This window comes from Ruegeria sp. H7 (assembly GCF_056532945.1).
This window is the reverse complement of record NZ_JBQFNZ010000004.1, coordinates 1-22,218: the sequence shown is the minus strand read 5'-3', so window position 1 is coordinate 22,218 and position 22,218 is coordinate 1. Positions and strand designations below refer to the sequence as shown.

Genomic DNA, 22,218 nt, shown 5'->3' with positions numbered 1-22,218 from the left:
GACCCCGTCCCCGATCAGAAGTGGATTTTGGTAACGGCCTTTTCTTCCTTGATCCTCAGACGGAATTTCTGCTGCACGCGGAAGACATGTTCACCCTCGGACGAGGTTTGCAGGTATTTGACCGCGATATCCGAAGGCACAACGATTTCAATCGGCGCCCCTTGCAGCGAGACCAGAACCGCTTCTTTTGCCGGAATGGCGCCAGAGCGCAGCAAAGGTCCATCAAGGAAGGGAAGGATGCTGTCGCGCGGCAGAACCATCGAGTTTGCCAGCGGAGTTGTCACCGCCTCGAACAGATCGTTACCCATGACACAGGCAAACGGACCCAGATGGCCTTCGGTTTCCAGTTTGTTGATCCCTTTCACGACCGTCTGGAACACTTCGGTTCCTGTGGCGTTAGTCCCCGCTTTGGTTCCTTTGGTAGGGTTTTTTGCCCCGGCTTGCAAAAGCCCGTCATATGCGCCGCCGCCGCTGACGGTGAAAATGTTTGGCAGCTTCCCGGTCCCAGTTGAGGGTGGAGCCTGGTTTGCTGCAGGTTGCCCCTTGAACACAATCAAGTCTTCGACTCGGGCAACAACAGTGGCTGCACGCCGGAACATGAGCTGCGCTGCGGCAAGTTCCGGATCGGCAATCTGGGCACCCTTCAGAAACACATTTACCGATACGGTTGTAAGGCGCGAGGTGTCATAATCATTCACCACAAGGCGATCGACCGCACCGCCCCCCGTGGAATCCACCTCTAGCGTGTTCAGCGGAACCGATTGCGTATCGGCTGGCAACGGCCCGTATAGGGGTAAAAAACTGGCAGCGACCCGAGATCGAAGCGCCTCATCATGAACAACCTGATTGACGGTGCTCCACTGCTCTTGACTCCATTCAAGTGCCTCGGTCATCAAAAATCCCTCCAGTTGGTACTGCTCAACTGATCTTGGCAGCTTTTTCAATATTCGTCGTATCGCTCAGCGTTTCCAACAAACGCCGGGCGCGATCTTCCAAAACAACGGCACCGGTTTCCTGGGCAAGCTGCAGTGCCGTCTTGGCCTCAGCTATCGCAGCGTCCCATTCACCACGGGCGGCAAAGGCCTTGGCCCGGACCCGATGATATTCGGGCTTGTTCAGCGTCTCACCCCGATCCCAACCGGGCTGGCACACATGCTCAAGCCGCTCCAGAGCCGGATCAATATTGCCCTGATCAATCTGTAATTCTGAAAGAACAATCTGATTCTGCGGAAAAGTAAAGTTCCCACCCGCATTCGAGACGAGATCCATGTACGTTTCCACCCGCTCGGCCCCGCCTGCGACGTCGCCCATACCGGCCTGCGCCAGACCCATATAGATGTCTTGCATCGCGTGCAGATACAGGAAGCCTTCCTCATCCGCGATCTTGCGCGCTTCTTTCATTGTCTTGTCCATCCGCTCCCATTCCCCGGCATAGGGCAGGAACATCGAACAGGCCCCCATGATGTAAACAAGGTTGGGCGCGTGTTTCAGCGATCTGCTGATTTCGATGGATTCCAGACGGGCGGCCTCGGCCTCTTCAAACTTGCCAAGTTGCCATAGCAGACAGCCCTTGATGGCCTGGAAAGAGGCCGCCGTAGACGATTGAGTAATGGGCAACATCGCCAGATCCATTTCCGGTGTCAGCAGGTCCAGCCCATAGTCGACATGGTGCTGACATTCGGCAAACTCGCCCCGGAAATAATGCGTGAAGCTCAGGGCCCGCGACGCCAGAACCAGTGTGACCGGATCCTGCACCGCACCGGCCATTCCGGCCAGGGCCTGCCCCATCTCCATGGCGCGGTTCATCTGACCGCCGACGAAGAAATTGGTCCATCGGCAGAAAGTCGCCGCAAACAGCGTTTCGCCATCGCCAAGCGCCTGCGCAAGCTCCATCGCGCGGGCGGCGGTCTGGCCGACCTGATCCGATGACCAACCATAGATTGCCATATAGGCCGGAAGCACATTCATCTGCACGCGCAGTTCCAGACCATCGCGATCCGGTGCAACGGGCAGCGTGTCGATGTTGCGAAGCGCCGCACGGAATGCCGAAATGGCTGGCAGATTGGCCAAACGCGACAACGCCTGCTCGCCAGCTGTAATCCAGTGGGTGACGGCCACGTCATTCAGCCCGCCCAGATCGCAATGATGCGCGACTGTGTCGGGGGCCGGAGTTCCAAATGCTTCATGCCCGGCCAGAAGCGCCTCGGCGATTTGCAGGTGCAGCTTTTCGCGATCATCCAGCAGCAGCGAGTTATAGGCGGTATCCTGAACAAGCGCGTGGTTGAACGTGTAGGTCGGCGAACCGGCATCGCTGGTGGCCAGAACCAGCCCTGCGGCCATCAGCTGAATCAACGCCCCGTCCACATCCGTGCCATCCGGTGCAACCGCGCGGATCATCGGAGCGGTAAAGCTGCGCCCGATGACCGACCCAAGCTGCGCAATCGGTTTGGCCTTTTCCATCCGGTCAAGACGCGACATGAGCGAGTCCTGCAAGGTCGCCGGAATGCTCAGCGTATCCAGAACCGCAGCGTCGATCGGTACGTCATGAGGCAGCTGATCCAGAACCGCCTTGGTCATTTCCTCGATATAAAGCGGCACGCCATCCGCCTTCTGGATGATCTGATGCACCAGAATAACCGGCAGGCTGCGCGGCTCTGCAACGCGGCGCACCAGTTCTGAAGCTTCCGATTTGCCCAAAGGTGTCAAATCGATGATCTCGGCCCGGCCTTCGAAATGCTCGGGCGGTTCATATTCCGGGCGATGCGACATCACGATCAGGATCGGCATTTGATCCAGTGCGCCAACCAGCGCGTCCAGCGCATCCAGTGTCGTTGCGTCTGCCCAGTGCACATCTTCCAGCACCAGCAACATCGCACCCTGCTTGTCGCAAACACTGCCGGCACATCGGATCAACAGGTCCAAAGACATCCGGGCCTTTTTCAACGGATCGGATTCGACCGGACCGTCTGCCGACAGACCGGCAAGATCCACCAGCAGCGGCAGATCGGCGTCAGTCAGGCGCGAGGCGTCCTGAACAAACTCGGCAATTGCCTGTTTCACCGCCTCTTCACCCGTGCCGTCATTGGACATGCCGCGAAGGTGCCCCTGCAGCGGATGCAGCGGCAAACTGGCCAGATGCGGAACGCATTGCAGGGTCAGCGGAACGGTATCCAGCGTCTCGGACAGGGACTTGATCAGCCGCGATTTGCCGATCCCCGCCGCACCACCAACCAACGCCAGCTTGCCCGAGCCGTCCTTTGCACTTTCCCACAGACCCGTGAGGGTCGACAGATCGCTTTGGCGCGAAACCAAAGTCACCGCAGATTGACCGGACCGCGCGTCAAACCGGCTGGGGGCGACTACTTCGGAGACGACCCGATAAACGGTGCGTTCGTGTTGAAAGCCCTTCAGCTCATGACTGCCGCGGGGTTCAAAATCAAACGCCCCTTTGGTCAACTGCCAGGTCTCGGATGCCACAATGGCCTCGCCCGGATTGGCCAGCCCTTGCAGGCGCGACGCAAGGTTTGCGGTTTCCCCAACCAGAAAATCCCCGGTGCCCAAGCTTTTGGACGACACGGTACCAACGACGACAAGACCGGTTGCAATGCCCGCCCGCAGATCCAGGTTTTCACCGTATTTGGTATCCAGATTCTGCACCGCCTCGATGGTTTCAAGAACCGCGCGTACTGCGCGTTCGGCATCATCCTCCATCGCTTTGGGATAGCCGAAATACATCATGATCCCGTCGCCCTGACGATACGCCAGGTGGCAGCCATGCCGTTTCATCGTTCCGATTGCGGTGTCCAGATACAGAGTCATGATCTGCATCAGCTCTTCCGGATCATAGCGTTGCGCCAATTGGGTCGAGCCAACCAGATCGCAGAACACCAGTGTCAGCTGGCGACGCTCGGCCACGCGGGACAGTTCGGGATTGTCCTCTACTTCCAGCCGCTTCAGCTCGATCTGGGCCTGCCGAAAACGCTTTCTCTGCCCGACTGTCAGGCCAAGATCGCGCAGCTCGGGATCTGTCAGATCGTCAAGAAGTTCATCCGAGATTTCTTCTTCGGCAAATCGGGATGCGTGTTCTTCCAACCCGGCCTTTTCAAGGACTGTGATCAGGCGGGCCGAATGGTCGACAACCTGAGTCATGGTTCCGTGCCTTTGCACATCTTAGTTTCCCCCTGTCACCCGTCCTAAACAACAGATTAACGGCAAAAACTTGCCGAATCTACACAATAGGATTGGCGCGGTTCTTAACTTGTTAGTTTCTGTTGCAAAAGAGTATCCGAATTACAGGGATTTACGGGGTTTCCAGCTACAATCTTCCGTTATTTAGGGGTTTAGACCAAAGCGCCTGACATATGTTCGGATCGCAATGTTCGTAGGCCTGCAACCATACCGCGAGCGGTGCTGAAAATCACTGATCCTTATGGAAGTTCTGCCGGTCATTCTGCGGAAAATCTGCACAAAAGCCCCCCGATCTCTGCGCGCATGGCTTCGCAAAGCTGCAATCGCGCCCGGCATTGCTGTGGGCAACAAAAACAGCAAGCAAGAGACAGAGCATGAGACAGGAACTGATCATTCAGGGCGTACCCGATCGCATCAAACGAGACGCATGGTGGCTGGAAACGGTCAGCACTCCGCAGTCCCAGCAACGGCGTCTTTCAACACCTGACGGGCCGTTGCTGAAATCCCTTCGGATGCAGCACGCGATCCCGTTGCTGGCGGCGTTGATCACGCTTGCGGATTGGCTGTTCTGGAACCAACCGGCGGGTATTTCGGTCGCGGTATTCTCGTTGCTCTTTGCGGTGGCCATCATGGTTGCCAGACCACTACGGCCCAGCCCGATCCAATGGCTGGGGTCCATGACCTTTGCGCTTATGTGCAACTTGCCGGTTGCGGTTGATCTGCAACCCTTGTCGCTGATGTTCAGTCTGGGCGGGATCGTGTGCCTTGCCGTTTGGGTCGTTTATGGAAGCCGCTCGAACGAGCACCTTGTCCTGCGCTCGGCCCTGACACTGCCAATTTTTGGAAGCCTTATGCTGTTTCGCGACACCGCGCGGGCCAGCAAATCGGTCGATGTCGGATCGGGCGCTCGCAATCAGGCGGCGTCGATGCTGTTGCCCCTGATCATGGGCGGGGTATTTCTGGCCCTTCTGTCCAGTGCCAACCCGCTGCTGGAGGAGTTCCTGTCCCGGCTGGATCCGGGTCAGATGTTTGTGTTGGATTTCTGGCTTCGGGTGCTGTTCTGGGCCGTCATTGCCTGTCTGATCTGGCCCTATCTCAACCTCAGCGAAAAGCTGCTGGGGTCGACCACACCCAATCCGGTTGCCAGACAGGCCGGGCCGGGTCGATCCGCCTTTTTGGTCAATCCAGCGTCGGTCCGAAACTCTCTGTTTCTTTTCAACGCCTTGTTTCTGGTCCAAACCGTCATGGACCTGGGCATCCTGACCGGTGGTGTCGCCCTGCCCGATGGGATGAACTATGCCGAATACGCGCATCGCGGGGCTTATCCGCTGGTGGCCACAGCCCTGCTTGCAGGCGTCTTTACACTGCTAACCCACAGCATGATCCGTGAGGACCGGACCTTGCGCGCTTTGGTCTATCTGTGGCTTGTGCAGAATGTTTTTCTGGTCGTCACGGCCGCGTTCCGGTTGCAGTTATATGTCGAAGCATATGCCCTGACCCACCTGCGCATTGCGGCGTTTATCTGGATGGGTTTGGTCATGGTCGGGCTGGTTCTGACCCTGTTGCAAATCCACAAAGGCCATAGCCGGGTCTGGCTGTTGCGCCGATGTTTCGCGGCCGCGCTGGCCACGCTTTATGTTTGCTGTTTCGTGAACTTCTCAGGGATTGTCGCCGATTACAATCTGCGCCATGGCGATCTGGCCTCGCGCGATACCTATTACATCTGCGGTCTGGGGGCCGATGCCTTTCCAGCCATTCATGCGGTCGAAATCGAAACGGATCAACAGATTTGCGGTCGTGCGATGTATTATGATCTGCGCCGAGACAGGATCACCAACTGGCGCGAATGGGGCTTTCGGAGATGGCGTATCCAAGCCTATTATCGGCAGCAGAATTGAAGGACCGCCGTTGATGCCCGCACGCATTCTTGTTGTCGATGACGACCCCAATATCCTTGAGGTGACAGGGATCGCGATTGAAAAAGCGGGCTATGAAACGCTGTTCGCCACCGACGGCGTTTCCGCCCTTGGCAGTTGTCAGGCAGAGCGCCCCGACCTGATTGTTCTGGACATCGGACTGCCCGAAAAAGACGGGCTGGAAGTCTGCCGCGAGATCCGCAAATCCTCGGACGTGCCGATCCTGTTTCTGACCGCGCGGGATGATGAGATTGACCGCATCGTAGGGCTTGAGATCGGGGCCGACGACTATCTGACCAAACCCTTTTCCCCACGCGAGCTGGTGGCGCGGATCCGGGCCATTCTGAAACGCAGCACCGCATTGGTGGCGCAGGCGGACCAGGGCCTGACGCGGGGCCGCCTGCATCTTGATCCCGATCGCCATGTTTGCCGGTTCGACAATATGGATGTGCCTCTGACCGGGTCCGAGTTCAGATTGCTGGCCACGTTGATGGCCCGGCCCGATCATGTCCTGTCGCGGGTGCAGCTGATCGACGCGCTGTATGGCTACAACATCCACGTGTCCGACCGGACCATCGACAGCCACATCCGAAATGTTCGGGCCAAACTGGCCTCAGCCGGGTGTGGCGACGGTATCGTGACCATCCATGGTGTCGGGTTGAGGATGGGTTCATGCCTGCCCGGCTAAGCCGAAGATGGCGCCCCCGGCTGTGGACAGTTGTCCTGTTGGTCCTTGCAATCGTCCTGTGCCTGCCCTTCGCCGGGCTGATCCTGTTTCGGTTCTACGACAGCCAGCTGGTGCAACAGACCGAGGAAAGCCTGCTATCCCAAGCCGCTGTGATGTCCGCGACTTTTGCCGAACTCTACGCGGACGCAGCCGGTGCTCAGCCGCCCGATCTAAGTTCGTTTTCCGTGGATGACGCGGTGTTCCCATCCCTGTCCGTCAATCGTGAAACGATCCTGCCGCCCCGCCCGGATGCGGTTCCGGTGACGGCATCAACCCGGCCTGTCTATCGCGACATTGCCGAATTGCTGACGCGCATGTCTGACGCCGCACAAGCGCAGACACTGGCGGGCTATCGCTTCTTGGATGCCGAGGGGCGTGTCTTTGCCGGTACCGCCGAGATCGGCAAGGGGATGGGCCATGTCGAGGAGGTCCAAGCCGCATTGGCGGGCGATACCACCTCGGTCGCGCGAACGCGGTTGCGCGATGACAAACCCCCCGCGCTCTATACGTTCAGCCGTGGTGCACGGGTGCGGGTCTTTGTGGCGATGCCGGTGTTCATCGATGAGACGCTGATCGGGGCCGTCTATATCAGCCGCACACCGAACCACATCTTCCGCTTTCTGTATGGCGAACGGTCCAACCTGATCAAGGCGGCCATCTTCGTCGCCTTGTCCACCGCCCTGATCGGCTACGTCTTCTGGCGCTTCATCACCCAACCCATTCGCCTGTTGATTCAGCGCAGCCAGTCTGCGGGCCATGGCGGCCAGCCATGGAAGCCACCCGAACAGCTCGGAACCCGCGAGTTGGAAGATCTGAGCCGCAGCTTTCAGTCGCTGACCGAACGTCTGCAACGCAAGCAGGACGCGCTGAAAACCTACACGGCGCATGTCACCCATGAACTGAAATCCCCCCTGACCGCTTTAAAAGGTGCGGCCGAGTTGTTGCGGGATGATGATCTGCCCCAGCCGCAAAGGCACAGGCTTCTGGATGCGATCGACAAAAGCAGTACGCGGATGGAGGATCTGCTTGCCAACATGCGCGCCTTCAGCCTGGCCGATCAGAGCGCGCTGGCCGGGTCCTGTTGCCTGGCCGATATCGAACCAGAGTTGCGGCGGGCATTCCCGAAACTGGCCCTGAAGATCGAGGCCGCAACCACCCGGTTACCGGTCGAGGCCCGCACACTGACGCTCATGCTGACCCATCTTTTGCAGAACGCGCAACAGCATGGGGCGCAAACGGTTTACCTCAGCACGGAACACAGCATTCGCAAGACCAGCCTGCGCATCAAGGACGATGGGGCGGGGATCAGTGAGGGCAATGTCGGCAAGGTGCTTGAACCCTTTTTCACCACGCGTCGGGACAGTGGCGGCACCGGCATGGGCCTGAACATCGTCAAGGCGACGGCCGAAGCGGTCGACGGGACGCTTGACATCGATCCCGGCAATGGCGGCGCTTGTTTTGTGATTACTTTCGATCAGGATCGCGACGCGACGCCATGAAATCGATCAGCTTCCGCATACGTGCAGGCAGCAAACGACGACTGGGGTAGACCGCATACATCTCGCGGGTCAAAGGGGTTGCGCCATCAACGGTCAGAGGTCGCAGACCGGCCCCGGTCATATCCGTTGGAAGCATCGCGACACCAAGATTGCGTCGGGCGGCATCCTCAAGGACGCTCAGATCGGTGAGGCTGTGCACGATATGCGAGGGGTGGATGCGCTCTCCTGAATCAAGAACCCAAGGCTGCCCCGCCACAAGGGCGGGCAGTTTCAGAAATTCTGCCCGTGTGATCGCGCCCTCCAACCCATGCTGTTTGACGAAGCCATCGCCTGCGCAGAAACAATACGGAATCGACCAAAGACGCTTTGCCACCAGACTGGAATCCCCAAGCGGCCCGACCCGGAAAGCAAGATCGACGTTGTCCCGGAAGAAATCCAGCATTGCGTTTGTGGTTGTCAGTTCCAGTTGAATGTCCGGATTTAGGACCGCGAAATCCAGCAGGCGCGGGCCAATGGTGGTGCGTGCCGCCAGCGGTGGGGCCGTGATGCGGATCACGTGGCGGTTTGTGTCCTCGCCTATCACCGCAATGTCCTGCAACGCCTCGATGGGGTCCTGACAGCGATCCAACAGATGCCGTCCTTCCTCGGTCAGTCGGACTTGTCGCGTGGTGCGTTCGAAAAGTTTGGTTTCCAGAAGATCCTCAAGCGCCGCAATCCGCCGGCTGACACGGCTGAGCGGTATGTTCAACCGATCCGCCGCCTTGGAAAAGCTAAGATCCCGCGCGACGGCGGTAAACAGGGCAATGTCGTTGTAGATCATTATTCTATTTTTGGGAATTTATCTCCTGATCTCAACTATTATCTCGAATAGGCGATCTCTCTATCTTCGGTCCATCAAGACGGAGAAACCCATGTCCTACGCGATCAAACTCTCACAGACCGGCGGGCCTGATGTGCTGAGCAGGTCGGCCATTCACCCCGCAAAGCCCGGCGCGGGCGAAGTTCTGATCCGCAATCACGCGGCTGCGGTCAATTTCATCGACACGATCATTCGACGCGGCGAAATGCCCGACGGCATGATGCCCGCCCTGCCCCACATCCCCGGTGTCGAAGGCGCAGGTGTGATCGAAGGCATCGGCGACGGGGTCGACGGCTTTGCGATTGGGGACAGGGTCGCCTGGATGGGTCCGATTGGTGCCGGTGGCTACGGCACGCACTCGATCATCGGCGCAGCTTACGTTACCCGAATCAGCGATAGTGTCAGTTTTGAACTGGCCGCATCAATCCCCGTAAACGCCATGACCGCCTATCACATGCTGGTCAATCTGGGCGGCGCGGCAAAGGGAAAAACGGTTCTGGTGCATGCGGCTGCAGGCGGTGTCGGCACCATGATCCAGCACATCGCCAAACATCTCGGCATGACCGTGATCGCCTCGGCCAGTACCGACAAGATGGGCTATGCCAAAGCGCAAGGCGCGGATCATGTCATCGACTACCGAATCGAGGATGTCACGGCACGGGTGCTGAACCTGACCGGCGGTCGCGGCGTTGATCTGAGCCTGAACCCTATCTCGGGCGACACATTGACATCAGACATGGCGGCCCTGGCCCCCTTGGGAACCGTTGTGCTGTTCGGCTTTCTTGCCGGTCCGCCAACCGGGAGTTTTGCCGGGGACCTTGGGCAGCACTTTCAGAAATCCATCGCCGTGCGGGTCAGCGATATCTACACCTATTTCAACGATCAGCCGCAGGCATTCAACGCCGACCTTGCGACGGTTTTTGACCTGCTGGGTCAGGGTATTTTGCGCCCACAGATCACCACACTGCCGATAACTGATGCGGCAAAAGCCCATCGTCGGCTGGAAAGCGGCGAAACCACCGGCAAGCTTGTACTGACAATCGAATAAGGAGATCGCTATGTCTGACGCATTGGAAACAAACCTGTCCGGCCAGCATGTCGTCATCGTGGGCGGCAGCAGCGGCATGGGCAAAGCGACCGCAAAACTGGCCAAATCCTGCGGTGCCAAAGTCACGATTGCAAGCCGCGACCCCGGCAAACTGCAAGCGGCTGCCGCTGAAATCGGCGATGTTGGACTCGCTCCGGTCGATACCACCGACGCTGCTGCGGTGACGGCATGGGCCGCCAGCCTTTGCACCGTTGACCATCTGGTCATCACGGCCTCAAGCGCGGCGCATGGTGCGTTCACGGAACTGCCCTTGGACCAGCTGCGCACCATGTTTGAGGCCAAGTTTACCGGGCCCTACATCACCGCACGCGAGGTGCTGCCCTATCTGACCGACGCAGGATCGATCACCTTCTTCTCGGGTGTTCTCAGCCGCCGTCCCTCGGTCGGGGCGACCGGGCTTGGGGCCGTCAATGCCGCCGTCGAAGCGCTGACCAAAGGGTTGGCCCTGGAACTGGCCGGACGCGCGCGTGTGAACTGTATCAGCCCCGGAATGGTTGCCACCGAAGCCTATGCCGCGATGCCGGAAGAGGCACGTCAGGGCATGTTCGCTCAAGTTGGTGACGGCTTGCTGGTCGGGCGTATCGGGCAGGCTGACGAGATCGCGATGGCCGTGGTCATGGCCATGGAAAACGGATTTCTGACCGGAACTGTTCTGGACATTGACGGGGGGCACATGGTGCGCGCCTGACGAAGGTTTGCCAAGGTTCTGAAACCCGCCTTTATGTCGTGTCGCCCTGTTCCCAGTCGCGCTTTAGCAGGAATTGGTTTTTGAAGTTCTTAAGACCCAGCATGACTTCGGAATCCACGATATCCTTGTCAGCGTGGATATGATCTTCGAGGAACGCGGCCAGATCGTCGGGTTCCTCGCATACCATTTCGACCATAAGATCATATCGACCGGTGACCCACAGGATGTAAACCACGCCCGAGACAACACCCAGCCGCTCCGCCACCGCCTGAGGGGTGACGCCCGGTGCGACTTTCAGGCAGATCATCGCGTCCGCCTTGTATTCCGATGCCACCGGATCCGCGATGGCGACAATCCGCAACAGACCCGCGTCCTTCATCGCATTCACGCGGTTTCGCACTGTCCCTTCCGAGACATCCAGCTTCTGCGCAATTTCCGAGAATGCCATGCGCCCATCCACTTCCAGCATCCGGACGATCTCGCTGTTCAGACGTTCCTCGACCGAATGCGTCGCCCGCTGGCGGGTTGGTTTTGATGTGTCTGGCTTTCGCGGTATGTTCAAAACGGGTTCCTATCACTCAAAGTTCTGACGCGTTTGCCGGCCAGCGCAAGGCATGTTAGCCAGTTCGCCCTGCTCTACAAGCCTTGGGTCTGTGCCCCAAAGGATCACTCGCCCAGCAACGTGCGAATGCCCGCATCCAGCGCAGCCGTAAAGCCCGGATCGTTGCCGGGATTGGCGGCGCAATGGCCCCAGGGTGAATCGTAGGGCCGGAACTCGGCATTCGGCATGTGCTGCGCCTCGATCGCGTTGTCTTCGGGGGGGAAATACAGGTCCTGCGCGCAGGGCATCAGGATCGCGCGGGCCTTGATCGCCCCTAGGGCGGCCTTGAAATCACCGTTGTAAAGCGGCCCGGCCGAGATGTCGCCCGCCTGCCATGTCGCCAGTTTGGCCAGCAGGTTGTTGGCGTCCCAGCCCTCGACATGGTCAACCTCCCAATCGAGCAGCAGATCCTCGATGCTGTCAAAGCCAAGCTGCTTGTAAAGCCCCTCGCGATAGAAGGTTTGCGAGAACGCCCAACCCGCATAGACCCGCCCAAACGCCTTCAGCCCCGCGACCGGCGGGCTGTCGTAGTCGCCGCCATTCCAGCTTTGATCAGCACACAGCGCGGCCTTGACCCCTTCGAGAAACACAAAGTTATGCGGCGAGGTTTTGGCCGAGGCGCAAAACGGCAGGATCGCCTGTACCATATCGGGGTATTGCGCCGCCCATTGATAGGATTGGCACCCGGCCATCGACCAGCCTGCCACCAATGCGATCTGATCAATCCCCAGATGGTCATGGATCAGCCGATGCTGGGCGGCGATGTTGTCCCACATCTGCACCAGCGGAAAGCGCGGCCCGTCCTGCGGCGCGGGCGTGTTCGACGGGGACGAGGATCGGCCATTGCCAAACAGGTTCGGGCTGACGATGAAGTGCCGGGCCGGATCAATCGCGCGACCCGGGCCAAAGAAGCCTTCGTTGCGGGAATTGGTGCCGGTGTAGAAGGTGGGCAGGACAATCACATTGTCCCGTGCGGGCGACAGGGTGCCATAGGTCTGATAGGCCAGCCGGGCATCTTTCAGGACTTCGCCTGACAACAACTGAAAATCGCCCAGTTCGAGTATCTGAAAGTCCTGCGTCATCATCCGCCCCGCCGTTCTTGAAAGACGGCCCCGACACATGCCGGGACCGTTTGATTTGTCAGTAGAGCCGCAGGTATTCCTGCACCTCCCAGTCGGTGACCGACTGGTGATACCGCTCCCACTCGTCGTTCTTGTATTCGAGATAGGATTTCCGCATCACCGGCCCCATCACATGCTCGGCCATGTCATCGCTGCGCAGCGCCTCGATGGCGTTGAACAGGGTTCGCGGCAGGCGGCGGATGCCCAGATCAGCCAGTTCACCCTCGGTCTTGGAATAGAGGTCGAAATCGGTGGGCTTGCCCGGATCGATCTTGTTTTTGATCCCCATCACTGCGCAGGACAGGTGCATCGCCATCGCCAGATAGACGTTCATCGTCATGTCGCAGGCCCGATTTTCGATGCAGTGGCGGCTTTGCGGCAGGCGGAACTGGGCCGAGCGGTTGTTGAACCCGTAGGTTATGTTGGTCGGCGCCCATGTGACGGTGCCGCCCTCGAACCCGCCCACACGTGGGACCAGCCCGTTATACGAGTTCACAGTCGGGCAGGTGATCGCGGTGATCGCCTCAGCGTGCTGCATCAGACCACCCACGGCCCAGCGGCTCTCGTCGCTCCAGTCGCCATCGGTGGTTTCAAAGATGTTCTCGCCGGGGCGGCTTTCATGCTGCATCGACATATTGATATGCGCGCCCGAGCGCCAGTCACCCACCGTGGGTTTCGGCATGAAGGTCACGAACATGCCGTGCTTCTTGGCAACCTCTTTCAGCACGATGCGCAGGAACGCCAGACGGTCGGACATTTCCAGCATGTTGGTATAGTGGAAATCCAGCTCGAACTGCGAATAGGCCCCTTCGGCCACCACGTCGTGCAGGTTCCAGCCCAGCCCCTCGATGATGTCGATCATGTCCTTGAGGAAAGGCATCGAGTCGACCGAGTATTCCACGTCATAGCCAAAGGCCTGACGACGCGGGCGCAGGCCGTCTGCCGGGTCGTCATCAAAGGCTTTCACCGGCTGACCGGCCTCGTCATATTTCATGACGATGAACTCGGGCTCGACCCCGGCATAGCCGGTATAGCCTTCCTGCGCGGCCTCGTGCATTGCGCGTTTCAGCGCCTGTCGGGGGCAGACATTATAGGGCGCGTCCTCCCAATAGAGATCCGAGAAGATGATCGCCATCGAGGTGTCCCACGGGCAGATATAGACCGCATCCAGATCCGGCACCACGACCTGATCGCTGTCGGCGGGGCTGAGTTCGGGCACGTATGAGATCGAATGCACCGCAAATTGTGGCCCTTTGCCCAGGCAGAGCTGTTCAAAATCGCTCATCGGGACGGGCTTGGTCTTGGGGATACCGTGCAGGTCGATCCAGGCGCCCATGACATATTTCACGCCCGCCTCTTCCAGCCGCTTTTTCACCTCGGGAATCTTCGGCCGGTTGCGTTCGACCGCGTCGTGAAAGCTTTCGTAATAGATCTTGGCGCTGGTGTTGTCTTTGGGCATTTGGCGTCCTCCTGTCAGGGTGCCACCCGTCGTTTGGATCATGTCCGGGCGGTCTGGATTCTGGGCGTTCATTCGCCGTTTGGGGGGAAGGCAGACACCCTATTCGCGGGGAGAGCACATCAGGTGCCTGCCTTCAGGTCGCAGCGGTGCGTCAACCCGCTACAAAATCGTCCGGATCAATGCCGGGGACCTTGGTGATCCCGGCCAGTTGCTTCCAGTTATGGGGATAGGCGGCGTAGAAGATCACGCAGCGATCATCCGCCTCATACGAGATGTGGTTGTCCTTTGGGATGAACAGCACATCGCCGCGGTTGCAGATATATTCCTCGCCATCGCAGACCAGCCGGAAGGTGCCTTCCAGGCAATAGATGATCTCATCACAGGTCAGGTCCCACGGCACCTTGATGTTCTTGAGCACATTGATGCCGCCGCACATCGTATCGCTGAAGGCGCTGGTCACCATCGGTTTGATATAGGTGTCGCTGTCGCTATCGCCGATCTGGTTATAGCGGTCTTCGACAAGGTCCCATTTCATAAGTCTTGGTGCGTTGCCCATGGATCAGGACCCTTCCTTGGCCAGATGTTTCAAAATGCTTTCGTTCAGTTCGACCTTGTAGCCATCCGGGTCCTCGCAAAACGCGATCACGCGGGTGCCATTCTTCATCGGTCCGGGCGGGCGGGTGATATTGACGCCAGCGGCTGCCAGATCCTCGCAGGCTTTGTAGACGTCGGGGGTTTCGATGCAGATGTGGCCCCAGCCATTGCCCTTGTCGTAAGGCTCTTCCTGATCCCAGTTCGCGGTCAGTTCCAGCGTCGGAGACTCGGCCTCGGGGCCATAGCCGATGAAGGTATTGGTGAATTTACCTTCGGGATAATCCGTGCGACGCAGCACCTGCATGCCCAGAATGCCGCAATAGAATTCCAGCGATTTTTCCATGTCCATCACCCGCATCATGGTGTGGGCAAGGCGGAATCCGCTGCTTAGGTTGTCGGTCACTGTTTTCTCCCTAATTCAGTGGTGTTCAGCGGTGGCGACATCACGGGCCACCAGTTCCTGAAATGCACGCACGCTGTCTTCCCAGGCCGGGGACAACACACCCCCGGCTTCCGAGACGATCGAAGACCGCCCCAGTTGCAGCCGTTCCGTCATTTCGTGATCTTCCTTGTGGACGTCCCACCACAGCTTTTTCAGCCCCTCAACTTCCTCAGGCGTCAGGGATTGGCCTTCGGTGGTGTAAAGCGCCCGCTTCTGCATCGTCGTGCCGGGGCCGGTGGGGATGTTCAGATAAACCCCCAATTGATCGGGGAAGTACCGGCCCAGAATGAAGTTTGGATACAGCGTCAGATAGCGAGAGCTGACAGCCAGACTGCCGGATGTGCCAACCTCTTCGTCCAGATCGACTGCGCTGCCCAGGCAATTGCCATCGATGATCGTGTAATGATCTTCTAGCGGCTGATCGGTGGTCGAGGCATGGACGAACTGCACGTGATAGGGCTCGATGAAGTTCTCCATGATGAACTTCCAGTTGCAGGCAATTTCGCCGAAATCCAGCGTACCGATACAGTCGAGCTTGTCCCAGTCCATACCGTCCAGACGGGTTCGGATTGCGGCGGAATATTCCTCGAAATCGGGGGCGTTGCCGTCGAGATTGACGAAGATCCAGTCGTTCCAGACATGACTGCGCACCGGAACCAGACTGTTCTGCGATTTGTCGAACCCGTCGGCCTGATGGTCGTTCGCGCCGCCAAAATGGGGGGCAGCACGCAGTTGCCCATCCAGATCATAGGCCCAGGCGTGATAGGGGCAGCGGATCAGCTTGCCCAGGTTCTTGGGCGCGTCCACCAGCGTCAGACAGCGGTGGCGGCAGATATTGTGGAACGCCTTGATCTCGCCCGCCGTATTGCGCACCAGCAGCAGGGGATGTTCGGCCACGGTGACGGGAACCGCGTCCCCAACCGCCTGCAATTCATGGGCAAAGCCGACGCAAACCCAGTTGCGGGTAAAGACCGAGGCGCACTCGGCCCGCCAGAACTCCGCATCCTTATAAGCCGCCGCAGGCAAGCCGTGCTTCAGGGTTGATTCCTCGTAGAAGGGCTCAAGCAACGAATGGATTGGCTTCATCGTTCAAGTTCCTGACACAGGGTTTCGAATTCAGCAGCGCAGCCGTGGTGGTGATACGGCCTCGCCTTGATTGAGCAGTAGTGAACTGCGAAAACCGCATCCTGTCCACTGTTTTTTTGCGAAACCATCACATAAATTCTACTGATACCTCAAACTTTTCGTGAGATTGGCTCTTTCGCGTCAGATTTTCGCAAAATTTACTGAGGCGAATGTCGGGCGCGGCAGAATGGGGTGGTCGCCTTTTGCGACTCGGGATCAGTGAATCACTTTGCGCTGCGCGTGCTTCATCAGGCGGCTTGCCCGGTTCGAGATGGTGCTCAGAATGTCCTGTACCGGCGCAATATCCCGGATCAGACCGATACTCTCACCCGAATATGGGACTGCGTCGTCGTGATCCCCTTGGGCCTGCAAGATTCGGCGTATTTGCGCATCTGGCAGGTCACTTTCCGCACTGGCCCAAAGCCGCGTGCCCATCAAAACGCCATCCGCGCCCAGCATGAGGCAGGCTGCCAGCCCCCGGGCATCGGCAATGCCGCCTGCGGCCAGCACGACGATGTCATGGTCTGCATGGCGCATATAGTCGGCCACTTCCGGCAACAGGCACAGTGTCGACCGCCCGCCCGCCTCGCCACGTGCCACAACGACATGCGCCCCGGCTTCAACCGCCATCGCGGCGCTTTGCAGGTCGTGGACCTGACAGATCAACCTTGTCTTTGCCTGTGCGATCCGGGGCGCGAACGGACGCGGATCGCCATCGGTCAGAAAGATTGCACGCGGGCGATGCTTTAGCGCCAGATCAAGCAGGTCGGGATTTCGCTTGAGATGTGCGGCGCTGAAACCGCAGCCAACCGATTCATTGCCCGCCGCACGGAACTGCGCAGCGATCCAATCGCCATTCTGTTCGCCGACACCGATCATCCCCAACCCACCGGCCCGCGCCACGGCCGAGGCCAGCCGACCATCTGCCATCCCCGGCATCGGGGCCAGCACAACGGGGCTTGTCAGCCCGAACAGACGGGTCAATCGCGTGTCGATCATGCTCCACCTCCTCAAAGACAGCCGAGTGAAACATGGGTTTCGGGGCTGAAACGTATGTTTTGGCGACATTGAATGTCTGGAAGCGGCAATATTCGGGGGATTGTTGAAGATTGTCTTGTTGACAAGTTTCGTAGACTCATATCTTGTCACAGTGACAATTTACTAGGCCCCGCTTGCCCAGACCCAAAATCGATACCGAGCGCCGTGAACAGATCCTTGAGGCTCTGGAAATCGTCGTGCTGAAAGAGGGGCTGGCGAAAACGACCTTGTCCAAGGTTGCCGCGCAGGCGGGATTGCCGCGCCCGCTGATCCGGTATTACGCGGGTAATCGCGACAGTCTGATCCAACTGCTGTTTGACCGTGTCTTTGCCCGCAGCGAGGACCATCTGGACAAGCTGCAACCGCAATCCGGGGTCGTCTCGACAGAACGTCTGGTCGATCTATTCGTGCAGGACATCTTCGCGGACAAGGTCATGAACAAGCTGATGAAAGAGCTTTGGTTCGCCTCAGGCTCTAGCCCCTCGATTTCCGAGGGGCTGCAAGCGCTTTACCAAAGGGTCTGCGCCACGCTTTGCGACAGTATGGCCCGCGACGGTTTGGGCCACAGCGATATCGACCGGTTTGACCGGGCCTTCAGCATTGTTGCGCTGTGTTTCGGGGCAACCAGCTTTTGCGAAATCGCGCTGCATCCCAACGATCCAGATCGTGTCCGCGAAACCGCGCGCGCGATCCTTTTGAACGAAAATCTGAAACGGTGAGGAGTCAGATGAGTACACAAACTGAAACGCGTGGTGGTCTGTGCACCACAAGTCTTTCTCTGTAGGCCAGCGTGTTTCGCGCCTTGTTTCGGGCCGGTCAAACCTCGCCAAAATGGACCCCAACGACCCCAAAAAACCGCGCACCACCCTTGCTTGACGCCTCAGAATCCGGCCCATAGGTTGCGTCGCAATCAACCTGATGAAGCAGAAAGGGTCACTTATGACCAAGGCATATTCCGTCGTCACCTACACCGAAATCTCTGATCCCGAGTGCTTTGCCGCATATGCCGCGATTGCAGGCCCCGCGATCCAGGCCGCTGGCGGGCGCTTCGTCACCCGCTCGGAACCGGCTGAGATTCTGGAAGGTGAAAACAACAACCGTGTCGTTGTGATCGAGTTCGAAAGCGTCGAAGCGGCGCATAGCGCCTATTACAGCGTCGCCTATCAGGACGCGATCCGCACATTGGGCAATGGTGCCCGTCGCGATTACCGCATCGTTCCGGGGTGCTAATCAGCCCGGCGGTGCGCTGACGCCACAAAGTCAAAACCTGAACCGACGGCCGTGCCGTCAGTAACTTGACAGTGTGGTAACACAATGATGTTCCCTCTTGGTTTATTGATTTTCAAATCAATTCATTTCGGATGAGGGTGGATCACCATGTCACCGCAAAAGGCCTGCGCCCGTCCGACGCGGCGGCTTCTGAAAGGGGCCAAACCGGGCAAATCGATGCTTTCGGTTCACTCCAAAGTGCACAAGTTGTCCTCGCTCAAACTTTTGATCGACAACCCGCAGGCGAATTTTCTGTGCACCAGCATGGCCGGGGTGTTGCAGCCGCCGCGCATCTCGCATGATCAGCATAATTTCACCTCGGTTTTCGATCTGGGCATGGCTGAGTGCGGCGGGAACACCGCGATTGTCGCCGGTCTGTTGGACGGCTACGGGTGCGAGGTCGAGCGCAGCTTTTTTCTGGGCCGCGTCCCGGATGCGGCGCGCAAGCCCTTTGACACCATGATGCAGGCAAGGGCGCTTGCGTTTCAGATGTGCAAGCCCGGCACCTCGATGCATGATCTGGATGTGGCGGTGAACGACGTTTTTCGCAAAACGGGCTTTGGCGACAACCTGCTGCACCGTACCGGCCACGGGATCGGCGTGACCGCGCATGAGGGGCCGTTTCTGGCCGAAGGCTATCACCACGAAATCCGCCCCGGCATGGTCTTCACCATTGAGCCTGGGGTCTACATCGAGGGGCTGGGCGGGTTCCGTCATTCCGATACCGTACTTGTCACCGAGAACGGCAATGAAAGCCTGACACCGCTGCCCGACAGCCTGGACGACATGACCATTCCGGTCGGCTTTGGATCCAGGCTTGGTCTGTCAAAGCTGCAAATTCCGATGTTGCGTCTGGCCGCAAGGCTCAGCGGGTTGAAGCTGGAGGCGTGATTGATGTCATTGGCTTTTGCGTCCTTTTGGCTCTGAACGCCGCTTACTCTCGGGGCACAGGGGACCAGAATGCAGCCTTTCAAGACAGCACTTTACGCGCAATGCCTTTGGCTTGTGGCCGCCACCGTCTTTAACCTTCTTAGCCTGCGCGACATCAAGCAGGGTCTGCCGGGCTGGGCCGGGGATCAGGCGCTTGGCGCTCAGATGGTCGTCATAGTGATGGGGGCCGTCATTGGGCTGGGCCTATTCGGGTGGCTCAGAACCTACCGCGTGCTTGTCATACCGGTTCTTGTGTTGCTGTTGGCCGGCGGGGTCCTGAGGCATGCCTTTGCCGATCCGGCCTCTTATGCCTCGGCAACAACATGGGCGGTGGCGATTGCGATCAACCTGTTCGGCAGCGCGGCTTTTGCCTTTGGCTTGATTGCGGTGATCCGTTCTCGGGAATGATCGGGGGTCTGGCCCCATGTCGTCGGACACAACACCCGAATCTGCGGCTTATCACTGGGCGCCGTTTTGGTTGAGGCGGGCCTAGCCAATCCGCTGGCCAGCCAAAAAACCAAGCGAATAGCACCATGAAACACGCCTTTCAGGGAAACACGGCTCGGCCGATTTGTGACAAACCCACCCTTCCCCACCTATCCGAGATGGATGGATTGGCCCAATGAATCAAAATACTTAAGCGGGCAGCCTTCCGGTCGCTTTGCAAAAACGCAAAATAGATATGCGAAATTTTTTATGGGAATTGCATTTTTACATGGATAGGAAACGGAAAAGCTTAGTGGAGAAAGCCAATGGAACAACTGACTCACTTCATCAACGGCGAGCACACCGCCGGAACAACATCGCGCTTTGCCGATGTCTACAACCCTGCAACCGGTGAAGTTCAGGCGAAATGCCCGCTGGCGACCACTGAAGAAGTCAACAAAGCGGTCGAGCTTGCTGCTGCGGCACAACCCGCATGGGGCGCAACCAACCCGCAGAAACGCGCACGCGTTCTGATGAAGTTTGTCAGCCTGCTGAACCGCGACATGGACAAGCTGGCCGAAGCGCTGAGCCGCGAGCACGGCAAGACCCTGCCCGACGCCAAAGGCGACATCCAGCGTGGTCTGGAAGTTGCAGAATACTGCATCGGTGCCCCCCAAATGCTGAAAGGTGACTTCACCGACAGCGCCGGTACCGGCATTGACATGTACTCGATGCGTCAGCCTCTGGGCGTGACCGCGGGTATCACCCCGTTCAACTTCCCGGCCATGATCCCGATGTGGATGTTTGCCCCGGCCATCGCCTGCGGCAACGCCTTTATCCTGAAACCGTCCGAGCGCGCGCCGTCGGTTCCGCTGATGCTGGCCGAACTGATGGAAGAAGCCGGTCTGCCCAAGGGCGTCCTGCAGGTCGTGAACGGCGACAAGGAAGCGGTTGACGCGATCCTGCACAACCCGACGGTTCAGTCGATCGGCTTTGTCGGCTCGACCCCGATTGCCGAATACATCTATGCGACCGGCTGTGCCAACGGCAAGCGCGTGCAGTGCTTCGGCGGCGCGAAGAACCACATGATCATCATGCCCGATGCGGATCTGGATCAGGCCGCCGACGCTCTGATCGGTGCCGGTTACGGTGCGGCAGGCGAACGCTGCATGGCGATCTCGGTTGCCGTTCCGGTTGGCGACGAAACCGCAGACCGTCTGATCGAAAAGCTGGTCCCGCGTATCGAAAGCCTGAAGGTCGGCCCCTACACCTCGGGCAACGACGTTGACTATGGACCGGTTGTCACCTCGGCCGCCAAGGAAAACATCCTGCGTCTGGTTCAGAGTGGTGTTGATCAGGGCGCGAAGCTGGTCGTCGATGGCCGTGATTTCAACCTGCAAGGCTATGAAGACGGTTTCTATGTCGGTCCGCACCTGTTCGACCACGTAACAACCGACATGGACATCTACAAGCAAGAGATCTTCGGCCCGGTTCTGAGCACCCTGCGCGCCAAGACCTACGAAGAAGCCATTGGTTATGCGATGGACCATGAATACGGCAACGGCACCGCGATCTACACGCGTGACGGCGATACCGCCCGTGACTTTGCCAACCGTATCAATATCGGCATGGTCGGCATCAACGTTCCGATCCCGGTTCCGCTGGCCTATCACACCTTCGGTGGATGGAAGAAATCGGCCTTTGGCGACCTGAACCAGCACGGCCCGGATGCGTTTAAATTCTACACACGCACCAAGACCGTGACCGCGCGCTGGCCCTCGGGCATCAAGGAAGGTGGCGAGTTCACCATCCCGGTCATGGAATAACTCTTCGGGTCCGAGAGCGCCCCGGCGCTCTCACCCCTCTTTCTGGGCCGTTGTCGAAACCCGGCAATACCTGCCCAGAGACATCACGGCGGCGTTTGCCAAGGCAGACCCGCATATCTGGCAGATCCCAAACGGCCAGGCCGTTGGGCTTTGATCTGCCGAGACCTGATCGCCGATGCGTGCCAAACGGCAACAAAACGCGGCGGATCACCGGAACACGCACACTTGCAAGGCTGTGCGTTTGGCTCGGAGACGCACTCCTTCTCCCCTGTCTCCGAGCCGACTTCCCACGACATTGAAAGAGCTGCACATGAAAATAGGCACACCAAGAGAGATATATGAGGGTGAGAATCGGGTTGCGATGACGCCTGAGTCTGCGGTTCAGTTGCAGAAGCTGGGGTA

20 protein-coding genes are annotated in these 22,218 nt (G+C 58.7%); 10 read left to right on the top strand and 10 right to left on the bottom strand.

All coding sequences use genetic code 11. From position 1 onward, the window contains the following. Nucleotides 1-14: 14 nt before the first annotated feature. Complete coding sequence (locus tag ACR0AC_RS10695) at nt 15-893, bottom strand: encapsulin (RefSeq protein WP_480873250.1); 879 nt, start codon at nt 891-893, stop codon at nt 15-17. Between the two features lie 25 nt (nt 894-918). Then, nucleotides 919-4,149 (bottom strand): adenylate/guanylate cyclase domain-containing protein, encoded by a 3,231-nt coding sequence (locus ACR0AC_RS10690; protein WP_170630496.1) that lies wholly within the window; start codon nt 4,147-4,149, stop codon nt 919-921. Between the two features lie 413 nt (nt 4,150-4,562). On the opposite strand from ACR0AC_RS10690, the gene ACR0AC_RS10685 reads away from it, so the two are divergent. From ACR0AC_RS10685 to ACR0AC_RS10675, 3 genes are read left to right on the top strand one after another with little or no spacing between them, the layout of a single operon-like run. Then, the gene (locus ACR0AC_RS10685; RefSeq protein ID WP_480873248.1) at nt 4,563-6,086 is read left to right on the top strand and encodes a DUF4153 domain-containing protein; all 1,524 of its coding nucleotides are present in this window, start codon (nt 4,563-4,565) and stop codon (nt 6,084-6,086) included. Nucleotides 6,087-6,099: 13 nt separating this feature from the next. Continuing rightward, nucleotides 6,100-6,792, top strand: coding sequence for a response regulator transcription factor (locus tag ACR0AC_RS10680; protein WP_480873247.1), 693 nt, complete (start codon nt 6,100-6,102; stop codon nt 6,790-6,792). A 38-nt stretch (nt 6,793-6,830) separates the two neighbouring features. After that, the gene (locus tag ACR0AC_RS10675) at nt 6,831-8,330 is read left to right on the top strand and encodes a sensor histidine kinase (RefSeq protein ID WP_480873245.1); all 1,500 of its coding nucleotides are present in this window, start codon (nt 6,831-6,833) and stop codon (nt 8,328-8,330) included. Here the strand turns inward: ACR0AC_RS10675 and ACR0AC_RS10670 are convergent. After that, complete coding sequence (locus ACR0AC_RS10670) at nt 8,296-9,150, bottom strand: LysR family transcriptional regulator (protein ID WP_480873243.1); 855 nt, start codon at nt 9,148-9,150, stop codon at nt 8,296-8,298. The genes ACR0AC_RS10675 and ACR0AC_RS10670 overlap by 35 nt on opposite strands. A gap of 91 nt (nt 9,151-9,241) precedes the next feature. On the opposite strand from ACR0AC_RS10670, the gene ACR0AC_RS10665 reads away from it, so the two are divergent. Both ACR0AC_RS10665 and ACR0AC_RS10660 read left to right on the top strand, forming a co-directional pair. Further along, the gene (locus ACR0AC_RS10665; protein WP_480873241.1) at nt 9,242-10,237 is read left to right on the top strand and encodes a quinone oxidoreductase family protein; all 996 of its coding nucleotides are present in this window, start codon (nt 9,242-9,244) and stop codon (nt 10,235-10,237) included. A 10-nt stretch (nt 10,238-10,247) separates the two neighbouring features. Next, on the top strand, nt 10,248-10,985 hold the full coding sequence (locus ACR0AC_RS10660) for an SDR family oxidoreductase (RefSeq protein WP_480873239.1): 738 nt from the start codon (nt 10,248-10,250) through the stop codon (nt 10,983-10,985). A gap of 31 nt (nt 10,986-11,016) precedes the next feature. On the opposite strand, the gene ACR0AC_RS10655 is transcribed toward ACR0AC_RS10660, so the two are convergent. The 7 genes from ACR0AC_RS10655 to ACR0AC_RS10625 form a co-directional block, all read right to left on the bottom strand. Next, nucleotides 11,017-11,547 (bottom strand): Lrp/AsnC family transcriptional regulator, encoded by a 531-nt coding sequence (locus ACR0AC_RS10655; RefSeq protein ID WP_480873237.1) that lies wholly within the window; start codon nt 11,545-11,547, stop codon nt 11,017-11,019. Between the two features lie 104 nt (nt 11,548-11,651). Beyond that, complete coding sequence (locus ACR0AC_RS10650; protein WP_170622648.1) at nt 11,652-12,668, bottom strand: alpha/beta fold hydrolase; 1,017 nt, start codon at nt 12,666-12,668, stop codon at nt 11,652-11,654. A gap of 58 nt (nt 12,669-12,726) precedes the next feature. Beyond that, complete coding sequence (locus ACR0AC_RS10645; protein WP_480583951.1) at nt 12,727-14,166, bottom strand: glutamine synthetase family protein; 1,440 nt, start codon at nt 14,164-14,166, stop codon at nt 12,727-12,729. 151 nt (nt 14,167-14,317) lie between these two features. Beyond that, complete coding sequence (locus ACR0AC_RS10640; RefSeq protein ID WP_170622650.1) at nt 14,318-14,722, bottom strand: cupin domain-containing protein; 405 nt, start codon at nt 14,720-14,722, stop codon at nt 14,318-14,320. A 3-nt stretch (nt 14,723-14,725) separates the two neighbouring features. Further along, on the bottom strand, nt 14,726-15,163 hold the full coding sequence (gene gloA, locus ACR0AC_RS10635; protein ID WP_170622651.1) for a lactoylglutathione lyase: 438 nt from the start codon (nt 15,161-15,163) through the stop codon (nt 14,726-14,728). A gap of 15 nt (nt 15,164-15,178) precedes the next feature. Further along, on the bottom strand, nt 15,179-16,288 hold the full coding sequence (locus ACR0AC_RS10630) for an aromatic ring-hydroxylating oxygenase subunit alpha (RefSeq protein WP_480873235.1): 1,110 nt from the start codon (nt 16,286-16,288) through the stop codon (nt 15,179-15,181). Between the two features lie 255 nt (nt 16,289-16,543). Beyond that, on the bottom strand, nt 16,544-17,326 hold the full coding sequence (locus tag ACR0AC_RS10625) for a nitronate monooxygenase (protein ID WP_480873233.1): 783 nt from the start codon (nt 17,324-17,326) through the stop codon (nt 16,544-16,546). Nucleotides 17,327-17,499: 173 nt separating this feature from the next. Between ACR0AC_RS10625 and ACR0AC_RS10620 the strand changes: the two genes are divergently transcribed. The 5 genes from ACR0AC_RS10620 (at nt 17,500) to ACR0AC_RS10600 (ending at nt 21,816) form a co-directional block, all read left to right on the top strand. Beyond that, nucleotides 17,500-18,084 (top strand): TetR/AcrR family transcriptional regulator, encoded by a 585-nt coding sequence (locus ACR0AC_RS10620; RefSeq protein ID WP_170622654.1) that lies wholly within the window; start codon nt 17,500-17,502, stop codon nt 18,082-18,084. A gap of 220 nt (nt 18,085-18,304) precedes the next feature. After that, nucleotides 18,305-18,595, top strand: coding sequence for a DUF1330 domain-containing protein (locus ACR0AC_RS10615; protein ID WP_170630485.1), 291 nt, complete (start codon nt 18,305-18,307; stop codon nt 18,593-18,595). Between the two features lie 147 nt (nt 18,596-18,742). Then, on the top strand, nt 18,743-19,525 hold the full coding sequence (locus tag ACR0AC_RS10610) for a M24 family metallopeptidase (protein ID WP_170622656.1): 783 nt from the start codon (nt 18,743-18,745) through the stop codon (nt 19,523-19,525). Nucleotides 19,526-19,594: 69 nt separating this feature from the next. Continuing rightward, on the top strand, nt 19,595-19,972 hold the full coding sequence (locus ACR0AC_RS10605; protein ID WP_170630484.1) for a hypothetical protein: 378 nt from the start codon (nt 19,595-19,597) through the stop codon (nt 19,970-19,972). Nucleotides 19,973-20,316: 344 nt separating this feature from the next. Continuing rightward, nucleotides 20,317-21,816 (top strand): CoA-acylating methylmalonate-semialdehyde dehydrogenase, encoded by a 1,500-nt coding sequence (locus tag ACR0AC_RS10600; protein ID WP_170622658.1) that lies wholly within the window; start codon nt 20,317-20,319, stop codon nt 21,814-21,816. The last annotated feature ends 402 nt before the right edge of the window (nt 21,817-22,218 follow it).